This is a genomic window from Ancylomarina sp., assembly GCF_041555295.1.
Lineage (GTDB): Bacteria > Bacteroidota > Bacteroidia > Bacteroidales > Marinifilaceae > Ancylomarina.
The window spans coordinates 1-3,328 of sequence record NZ_JBFFKR010000330.1 but is presented as its reverse complement, the minus strand read 5'-3'; the positions used below and the strand labels follow the sequence as shown (position 1 = coordinate 3,328).

The 3,328-nt window shown below is 36.3% G+C and carries 2 protein-coding genes and 1 pseudogene; 1 reads left to right on the top strand and 2 read right to left on the bottom strand.

Features of this window, described 5'->3' with window-relative positions; genetic code table 11:
- Positions 1-219 (top strand): annotated as a pseudogene (locus ABY905_RS15430) (diaminopimelate epimerase); the annotation flags it as partial.
- Between the two features lie 77 nt (positions 220-296).
- Here ABY905_RS15430 and ABY905_RS15425 read toward each other — a convergent pair.
- Both ABY905_RS15425 and gyrB read right to left on the bottom strand, forming a co-directional pair.
- Entirely contained in the window at positions 297-869 is a 573-nt protein-coding gene (locus ABY905_RS15425; RefSeq protein WP_372645478.1) for a TIGR00730 family Rossman fold protein, read from the bottom strand.
- A 96-nt stretch (positions 870-965) separates the two neighbouring features.
- Positions 966-2,927, bottom strand: a complete 1,962-nt coding sequence (gene gyrB / locus ABY905_RS15420; RefSeq protein ID WP_372645476.1) for a DNA topoisomerase (ATP-hydrolyzing) subunit B — start codon at positions 2,925-2,927, stop codon at positions 966-968.
- Positions 2,928-3,328 lie beyond the last annotated feature (401 nt).

Sequence of the window (3,328 nt, the reverse complement as noted above, 5' to 3'; positions counted from 1 at the left end):
CGTGGCGTAGAAGACGAAACCTATTCATGTGGAACAGGTGTTGTTGCTTCTTGTATTTCAGCAAAACAACAATTCAATACTGAAAGCAATCATTTCTTTGTTAAAACCAAAGGTGGAAACTTAGAAGTTTTCTTTGATCACAAAGGGAATGACAAATTTGAGAATATTTGGCTAAAAGGACCAGCTACCTTTGTTTTCGATGGTAAGCTTGACATTTAAAAGGGAAAATTGCACAAAAAAAAGAGCCTTCATTTCATGAAGAACTGAAGGCACATTATATATCTCAGAATTAGAATCTAGTCCCATTTCGCCACCTGATCGACCACAGCATAGTTGTTAATATATTCTAATGCTTCTTCTGCATTATTGACAAAAACATACATCTGACGGAAAGATTCATTTGCAAAATGGTCTTGATATTGCATATCGAATTGAGCTTTTAAAGCTGAATAAAAACCATCCACATCAACAAACACAATTGCCTTGGAATGGTAACCCAATTGTTTTAAAGTAATCACCTCCATTATCTCCTCAAGAGTTCCGAAGCTACCAGGTAGAGCAATAAAAGCATCTGATTTTTCTCGAATCACCTCTTTTCGTTCCTTCATATCTGAAGTCACTATTAACTCATCCGCATAGTCAGATGCAATTCCTTTTGACTGAATCAACTCAGGAATTACACCGATGACTTTACCACCTGATTTTTTAGTTGCTAAAGCTGATGCGTGCATTAAACCAACATTCGTACCTCCATATACGATATGGTTTCCTGAGCTACCAATCGCGCTTCCGAGTTCTTTAGCGGCTTCATAGTATTTATCTGCCAAGTAATCACTTGATGAGCAAAAGACACATATATTTTTATTCATAGTTGTATTTTCTTTAAACAAAAAGCCCTCGTGAACAAGTCACAAGGGCCATTATATAAAAACTCAAATTGAATTCTTTATTATTAGATGCAACACTTATGCATCGATATTGGCATAAGTGGCATTCTGTTCGATAAACTCACGACGAGGTGGAACCTCATCGCCCATCAACATAGAGAAAACACGATCAGTTTCAGCAGCATTTTCAATGGTAACCTGACGTAATGTTCTTGCCTCAGGATTCATTGTAGTCTCCCACAACTGATCAGCACTCATCTCTCCAAGACCTTTGTAACGTTGAATGTGCATAGCAGTTTCTTTTCCTCCACCCCATTCTTCAATTAGTTTCAGTCTCTGATCTTCATTCCAACAGTACTGCTGATTCTTTCCTTTTTTAACCAAATACAAAGGAGGAGTCGCAATATACAAGTAACCATTTTCAATTAATGATTTCATGTAACGGAAAAAGAAGGTCATAATAAGTGTCGCAATATGACTACCATCAACGTCGGCATCACACATGATAACAATCTTATGATATCTCAGCTTATCCATATTAGCAGCCTTACTATCTTCATCGGTTCCAATAGTAACACCCAGTGCTGTGAAAATATTCTTGATTTCTTCACTTTCAAAAACCTTATGCTGCATGGCTTTCTCAACGTTCAGGATTTTACCTTTAAGGGGCAAAATAGCCTGGAATTTTCTATCACGACCTTGCTTAGCAGTTCCACCCGCCGAATCTCCCTCGACAAGGAATACTTCACAGTTGGCTGGGTCTTTATCAGAACAGTCAGATAGTTTTCCTGGCAAACCAGAACCACCTAATACCGTCTTACGTTGTACTAGTTCTCTTGCCTTTCGTGCTGCATGACGAGCAGTAGCAGCCATAATAACCTTCTGAACAATAGTTCTGGCATCTTTTGGATGTTCTTCCAAATAATTAGCTAACATCGTGCTTACAGCCTGATCAACTGCAAGACTGACTTCTGAGTTTCCTAATTTTGTTTTTGTTTGACCCTCGAACTGAGGTTCTGCAACTTTTACAGATACAACCGCTGTTAAACCTTCTCTAAAGTCATCACCTGCTATATCAAACTTAAGCTTCGATAACATGCCTGATTTATCTGCAAAAGACTTTAGGGTTCTGGTTAAACCTCGACGGAAACCTGTTAGGTGAGTTCCACCTTCAATCGTATTGATATTATTCACATACGAATGTATATTCTCAGAGAATGATGTGTTGTATTGCAATGCAATTTCAACAGGAACATCATTTTTATCAATTGAAACATGAATCGTATCTTCGATAAGACGTTCACGAGTACCATCTAAATACTGAACAAACTCTTTTAAACCTTCTTCTGAATGGAAACTTTCAAATCTAAATGATCCATCTTCAAGAACATCTCTTTTGTCTGTAAGCTCTAGTGTAATCCCTCTATTCAGGAAAGCTAACTCACGCAAACGAGCTGCTAAAATATCATATTTATACTCTGTAACTAGAAAAATAGAATCATCGGGTCTAAACGTGATGTTAGTTCCAGTATGATCTGATTCTCCAATAACACGAACATCTGCAAGTGGTTTTCCTTTTGAATATTCTTGCAAATAGATTTTTCCATCACGATGAATTTCTGCTTGCAAAAGAATAGATAAAGCATTTACACAAGAAACACCCACACCGTGTAAACCACCAGAAACCTTATAAGAATCCTTATCAAACTTACCTCCTGCGTGCAAAACGGTCATAACAACCTCTAAGGCTGACTTATTCTCTTTTTCATGAAGCTCAGTAGGAATACCACGTCCATCATCCTTTACCGTAACAGAGTTATCTTCATTAATGAAGACTGCAATATTGTTACAGTAGCCCCCCATAGCCTCATCAATGGAGTTATCGACAACCTCGTAAACCAAGTGATGTAAACCTTTTACATTAACATCACCAATATACATAGAAGGACGCTTACGAACCGCTTCCAAGCCTTCTAATACCTGAATACTATTCGCTGAATAGTCGGCATTTTCATTATTCACATTTTCTAAATCACTCATTTATCAGATCTTTAGTATTATTTTGAAGAAGTCTGAAAAAGAACATTCTTTTTCAAAAAAAAAGAATCTCTATTACAGATTCTAAACATTCGAAGTTTGATCTCAAAATAGTTCAGTCCACAATGGAGACAATTAGGCTAATTAAAAACGATTAATTTTTCTAACAATCAGTACATTACGTCAGTCCAAACTAAATTCTATTGAGATAAACAAAGATAACAAAAATGATGAATCTTGCTCACCTTATTGCAAGAAAATAGCAAGTAAAAATGGAGTTTTTTACGAATGATTTATTTGGCATAAAAAAAGGGTTCAAGTTTTAATCTCAATAGAGAATATTAACTCAAACCCTTATTCTTGTAATTCAAATATCTAATGTTTGATTCTCACTAAAAAGAGAT